This is a genomic window from Exiguobacterium sp. s28, assembly GCF_018618135.1.
GTDB classification, from domain to species: Bacteria; Bacillota; Bacilli; order Exiguobacteriales; family Exiguobacteriaceae; genus Exiguobacterium; species Exiguobacterium mexicanum_A.
Genome location: NZ_JACSLL010000017.1, coordinates 44797 through 51196 on the forward strand (window position 1 = coordinate 44797; position 6400 = coordinate 51196).

The window sequence follows — 6400 nt, forward strand, 5'->3', positions numbered from 1 at the left end:
ATCTTCTATATATATATTTCAAAAACGACAATCGTTTACAGTCAACTATTCTTAGGGGGTATTTCACATGTTATTACGTTATTTCTATGATCAAAAATTAGCACAAGCATCTTATATGGTCGGTTGCCAAATGACCGGCGAGGCCGTCGTCATCGACCCGGCCCGTAACATCACACCGTATCTTCAAGAAGCTGAAAAAGAAGGCATGAAGATCGTCGCGACGGCTGAGACTCACATACACGCCGACTTCGTCTCAGGTTCACTCGAGCTTGCGAAACGTACCGGTTCAACGGCTTATCTATCAGACGAAGGCGACGCGTCATGGAAATATGCATTCGCGAAAGACATCGACTCAAAACTCGTCAAAGATGGCGACACGTTTAAAGTCGGTAACGTCACACTCGAAGTCATGCATACACCAGGTCACACGCCAGAGCATATCTCGTTCTTGCTCTACGATCGGAACCAAACACAACCAATGGGTATCTTCACAGGCGACTTCGTCTTCGTCGGCGATATCGGTCGTCCTGACTTGCTCGAAGAAGCAGCCGGTGTAAAAGGAACGACAGCGATCGGTGCCGAGCAAATGTTCGACTCGCTCAAGAAGTTCAAAGATCTTCCTGACTTCGTTCAAGTTTGGCCGGGTCACGGTGCCGGAAGTGCCTGCGGGAAAGCGCTCGGCGCCATCCCGACATCGACGGTCGGTTACGAGAAAGCGACGAACTGGGCGCTTCAAATGACAGACAAAGACGCGTTCATCAAAGAGTTGACGACGGACCAACCAGAACCGCCGAACTACTTCGCGATGATGAAAAAAGTGAACAAAGAAGGCATCCAAGTCACGAACGAAATCGCTCGTCCAGAAGTCGTCGGTTCGGACCGCCTCGATACGCTCGTCGAGGAAACACAAGTCGTCGATACGCGTAAAGGGGAAGAGTTCGCCAAAGGTCACGTCCCAGGCACAATCAACATCCCTTACAACACGAAGTTCGTCTCATGGGCCGGCTGGCTCGTCAACTTCGACAAAGACATCACGCTCATCGCGAGCGCGGAAGATGTCGATCAAGTACAGACGGACCTCCAATCAATCGGTCTCGACCGTCTCCGCTTCGTCGTCCCAGTCGAAGAACTCGGTCAAGAACTGTTGACGGAAACGTACACAGATGTGACAGCGGAACAAGCGATCGAGTCGGCAGAAAAAGGTGACGTTTTCGTCCTCGATGTCCGAAATGCGACAGAATGGAACGCGAGCCACTACGAGAAAGCCGAGCGCATCCTACTCGGTAAACTGGCACGCGACCATGAAGGTCTCCCGACAGATCAAACAATCGCCGTTCACTGTGCATCTGGCGTCCGTTCACGAATGGCCGCGAGTGTGCTTCAATCACTCGGCTACAAGGATATCCAAAACATCCTCGGTGGCTATGGCGCGATGAAGACTGTCCTCAATGCAGAACAAATCGGCTAATGCTATACTACAAACAAAGAAAGCGCCCACTCGTTTGGGCGCTTTTTCTCTAGGAGGGATTCTGTGATTGCCATCGGTCCATTGAATGTTCGACTCGATTTGCTGGCTATGATGGCCGGCCTACTTATTCTCTACATCGGCTTTAAAAAAATCGGCTTGTCGGAAAAAGAGCGCGACGCCGTCCTCGGCACCTGGTTCGCCGGCTTTCTCGCTTGGAAAGGAAGCGCGATCGTCCTCGGTCTCGCGTCGACGGGAAGTTTGGCCTTATCCCTTTATGCGACCGGCGGCACGTGGTCGCTTCTCATTGCCGCTGCTGTGATTGCTATTTTTGTATTCCGGCTCACACCTAGCCTTCGTGGCTATTGGTTGTTCTCGGCCTTGGTCTTTTGGTTTGCGGTGACGCTCGTCGTTCCCAAATACGGGATGCTCCCATTGCTCTCATCTCCGCAACCGCTCCATATCTATATGGCCGTCCTGATTGCCTTGCTGCTCGTCACGACATGGCGCTGGATGCAGAATCCTACGCTCGGATTGTTCCTCTGGACCGTGGTCGGTGCGTTCGCGATTTGGTCGGTCGGGTCGCTTGTGACCGATACATTCGAGTTGTGGTGGCTCATTCCGCTCTTTCTTCTCATCGCCGTCGCCACATATGTAGCACGGCCATCTCAAAAGGCAGTTCAATATGGACTCGGTCTCATCGTCGTGCTCGCCGTCATCAATGCGAGCTTACCGGACGAGACGCCACGGCTCGAGGCCGACTCGTCCCAGACCGGATTGAACATCGGCCAAGTCCCACCGAATTTTGAGTTGAAGCGAACCGATGGGACGCCGTTCAACTTGGAAGATTTACGCGGTGAACGGGTCGTCGTCAACTTCTGGGCATCGTGGTGCCCTCCGTGCCGGGCCGAGATGCCGGACATGGCCAAGTTTGCCCGAGAACAAGACGGTGTGACCATCGTCGCCGTCAATACGACGACGAGTGAACGGGACGTCGAGGATGCGCGGACGTTCGTCGCCCCGTATGAAGATGCGTTCAAAGTCGTCTATGACGAGGAAGGAATCGTCGGTAACGCCTACCGGATTCAAGCGATGCCGACAACATACGTCCTTGATGAAAATGGGGTCATCATCGCCAAGCAATTCGGGGCGATCGACCACGCCTGGCTCGATGCCCAGACAAACTAAAAACCGCCTCCCGGCGGTTTTTTCATTGCTTCAAATAGCCTTGCGTCTTTAGGAAATCTTTCACGTCGAGCCGGGTCGGTTTCGACAGCATCCGACCCATCTGTCCGGTCCATGTGTCACTTCGTTGGTTCGACCCGCGGACCGCATAGTAGTCGTGAATCGTCGCATCATACGCATCGAGTTCTTGTTTCAGTTGTTCTGCGTCTGCGACGTACGTGTTCTCGTGATAAATATGTTCGAACGGGAGACGCGGTTTCTGGCCTTCGACGTGCTCCGGTACACCGACGGCAAGTCCGAAGAGAGGCAATACCCGCTCCGGCAAACCGAGCAGTTCCTTCACAGCGAACATATCGTTGCGAATCCCACCGATGTAACAAATGCCGAGGCCCATCGATTCCGCGGCCACGACGGCATTTTGCGAAGCGAGCGCGGCATCAATGACCGCGACGAGCAGCTTCTCGTCCGTCTCGAGCGTCGCATTCACTTCGGCCTCCCGTAGTTCACCGATTAACTCATGTCGATACAAATCGGCGCAGAAGACGAAGAAGTGACCGTTGTCGATCACGTACTGCTGGTTACCGGCGATCTCGGCCAGCCTTGCTTTCTTCTCCGGGTCGGTCATCCCGATGATGGAATAGGCTTGGATGAAGCTCGACGTCGAGGCGCGCTGGGCGCTCTCGACGATGAGGCGGATTTGTTCGTCGGTCAACGTCTCGTCCGTGAACGAGCGGACGGAGCGGTGGTTCAGTAGTGTGTCAATGACTTGGTTCATGTAACATCCCCCTTTTTTCTTATCTTGGCATATGGACGGGCTCGGGACAATTTTTGAGATTCGAACCACATATCCTCCTAAGGTAAAAAAACAAAAACAGAGATGCAGCTACGCATCTCTGTTGCGGACAAGTTATTCCGTCACTTGACTCAAGAACGGCGTGATATCGACGTTGAGTGCTTCCGAGAGACGCGCGCCGAGGTCGCGGTCGGCCCGGTAGAAGTTGCAAATCAAGAGCAGCACCGTATTCTCGTGGCGAACTTCTTTAATGTGTGCCACCAAGTTGTTCACGAGCGCCGTTTTCTCTTCTTCCGAGTAGCGACGGTACACTTCACCCGCTTGACCGAAGTCGTTCGTCTTCTCGATTTTTTGACGACCGGCTACGCCTGTGAGCGGTTGTTCCGTCTCGATATAAGCCGCGTCCGGTTTCGGTGCGTCCTCATAGCGGTTTGGTTCATAGTTGACCGGGCTCGTCTGTTGTTTGAACGGCATCGCCCCATCACGCTGATTGTTCGACACTTGTGCGAACGGGCAGTTGATTGGGAGTTGCAAGTAGTTTGCTCCGATGCGGTAACGTTGCGTGTCCGAATACGAGAACAAGCGGCCTTGGAGCATCTTGTCTTCAGACGGTTGAATTCCAGGAACGAGCACACCCGGGTTGAAACCGACCGACTCCGTCTCGGCGAAGAAGTTGTCGACGTTCTTGTTGAGTGTCATCGTACCGACAAGTTGATACGGGATGACGTCTTCGAACCAATCTTTCGTCGCGTCGAGCGGATCGAAGTCAAAGTTGTCCATATCGGCCGGGTCGAGGATTTGGACGTAAAGATCCCATTCTGGGAAGTCGCCTTCCTCGATGGCGTTGAACAAGTCGCGTGTCGCATGGTTGAAGTCTTCGGCCTGCACTTTCGCCGCTTCTTCCATCGACAAGTTTTTAATACCTTGTTTCGGGACCCAACGGAGTTTTATGTACACCGTGTTTCCGTATTCATTGACCCATTTGAAGGAATGGACCGATGAGCCGCGCATATGACGGTATGACGCTGGAATTCCTTCATCGCTGAACAAGTGGATGAGCATGCTCGTCGATTCCGGCGTGAGCGACATGAAGTCGAAGAAACGGTCCGGATCTTGCAGGTTCGTCCGCGGGTCCGGTTTGAGTGAGTGAATCACGTCTGGGAATTTGATGGCGTCACGGATAAAGAAGACCGGCAAGTTGTTTCCGACGAAGTCGTAGTTCCCTTCTTCCGTGTAAAACTTGACCGAGAATCCACGTGGGTCACGAAGCGTCTCTGGTGAGCCGAGACCATGAATGACGGTCGAGAAGCGAGCAAAGATTGGTGTCTCTTGTCCCTCTTCCTGCAAAAATTTGGCTTTTGTATATCGTTTCATGCTATTTTTAACTTTGAAGACGCCGTGGGCTCCGGCGCCACGGGCATGAACGACCCGTTCCGGTACGCGCTCACGGTCAAAGTGGGCGAGTTTCTCAATTAGCTGATAATCTTCGAGAAGTGTCGGGCCGCGACGACCCGCTGTGATGGAGTTGGCGTTATCCCCGATTGGGACGCCTTGGTTAGTAGTTAGATGACGGTGTTGATCCATTAATATTGCCTCCTCTTAATAATCATTATTACAAGATTAATAATATTAAAAGATAATAATTATTACAAATAAAACGCTCGATGGATTCGAACGTTTTTGAAATCGCTTTCAATTTTTATGTTTGTTACGTTGTTCTTTCCGATGGATTTCGGTCACAAGGAGAGCCGCAATGATACCTCCGAGTGATCCCGCGACGATGTCGACCATCGTGTCATCATTCCCGTTCCCTTGCATCGTCGTGTTCAACACCAAGTCCGATGTGAATTCATACATTTCCCAAAGCGCTGCCCCGGCCATTGCGAAAACAACGATATAGACGAAGACGAACCGCTTCGGCATCTCGAGCCGGATGTCCTCATCAAGTCGACTTAAGAAATCGAAGCCGAGAAAGGCCAAGAACACGCCGCTCAACACGTGCAGAAACGTGTCCCACCATCCGTTCGAATACAATCCGACGATCGAGCCCAAATATTGCGATGCGAACAAGAACAAGATATAGGCGACTTTCATCTTGGCGTCGAACTCAGTCTTGAACGTTTTCTCGAGAATGAACGGAATCAATCCCGACACGATCCCCGCCCCAGCGACGCTCGCGTCAAACCATTCCCCTTCGATAATCGACGTGATGAGAATGATTGCCATGAACAACACGAACCCGAATTCCAATAGACGTCCTCGTGTCAGTTTCAATGTAACGCGCCTTCTTTCGTTAGAATGTCTCATCTTGTTCATTCCCGTTTCAGCGAACATTTCAACAACCCAGTTCGAAAATTCGTGCTTTTGTCGGATTCTTCACGCGTCCATATGTTCCATACTGAAAAAAAAACGATTCAAGGAGGAACTCTCATGCCGATCAATCCTTATCTCAACTTCAACGGTGACTGCCGCGACGCCGTGCTATTTTATGCGGACGTCTTCGCCGAGCCCGCCCCGGATATCATGACGTTCGGTGCCCAGCCTGGACCGGACGGTGAACCTGTACCGGACGAGCTGGCCGACCTCGTGCTCCATGCCCGTCTGAGCGTCCATGGTACATCGCTCATGTTTTCGGACGCAATGCCGGACGGTCCGGTGACGTTCGGGCAAAACATTACCCTCGCCGTCGTGACCGACGACCTCGAGGCGATTCGTCGCGAATTCGAGGCCTTGTCAGACGAGGGCCGTGTCCTCATGCCGCTCCAAGAGACGTTTTGGAGCAAGGCGTACGGCATGGTCGAAGATCGGTTCGGTGTCCAATGGCAGTTCAGTCACGAGGCGTGACTATGACAAAGACCCCATGCTACTTGATATGCTCCCCAATAGGTAGACAGATGAAATAACAAATCTGTTTATCTGATTGGGGAGTGTTTTTTTATGGCGAGAAGTCGGCATTC

6 protein-coding genes are annotated in these 6400 nt (G+C 52.3%); 3 read left to right on the forward strand and 3 right to left on the reverse strand.

The features are described 5' to 3' along the window. Positions 1 to 67 precede the first annotated feature (67 nt). Entirely contained in the window at positions 68 to 1468 is a 1401-nt protein-coding gene (locus KNP78_RS14325; protein ID WP_034776653.1) for an MBL fold metallo-hydrolase, read from the forward strand. 63 nt (positions 1469 to 1531) lie between these two features. Further along, entirely contained in the window at positions 1532 to 2653 is a 1122-nt protein-coding gene (locus KNP78_RS14330) for a TlpA family protein disulfide reductase (RefSeq protein ID WP_214825146.1), read from the forward strand. 22 nt (positions 2654 to 2675) lie between these two features. Here KNP78_RS14330 and nfsA read toward each other — a convergent pair whose 3' ends face one another. The 3 genes from nfsA to KNP78_RS14345 form a co-directional block, all read right to left on the reverse strand. Further along, positions 2676 to 3425, reverse strand: a complete 750-nt coding sequence (gene nfsA / locus KNP78_RS14335) for an oxygen-insensitive NADPH nitroreductase (RefSeq protein WP_214752423.1) — start codon at positions 3423 to 3425, stop codon at positions 2676 to 2678. Between the two features lie 132 nt (positions 3426 to 3557). After that, the gene (locus tag KNP78_RS14340) at positions 3558 to 5027 is read right to left on the reverse strand and encodes a catalase (RefSeq protein ID WP_214825148.1); all 1470 of its coding nucleotides are present in this window, start codon (positions 5025 to 5027) and stop codon (positions 3558 to 3560) included. A gap of 108 nt (positions 5028 to 5135) precedes the next feature. Beyond that, entirely contained in the window at positions 5136 to 5717 is a 582-nt protein-coding gene (locus tag KNP78_RS14345) for a DUF2238 domain-containing protein (protein WP_052090087.1), read from the reverse strand. Positions 5718 to 5873: 156 nt separating this feature from the next. On the opposite strand from KNP78_RS14345, the gene KNP78_RS14350 reads away from it, so the two are divergent. Continuing rightward, on the forward strand, positions 5874 to 6287 hold the full coding sequence (locus KNP78_RS14350) for a VOC family protein (protein ID WP_214825150.1): 414 nt from the start codon (positions 5874 to 5876) through the stop codon (positions 6285 to 6287). The last annotated feature ends 113 nt before the right edge of the window (positions 6288 to 6400 follow it).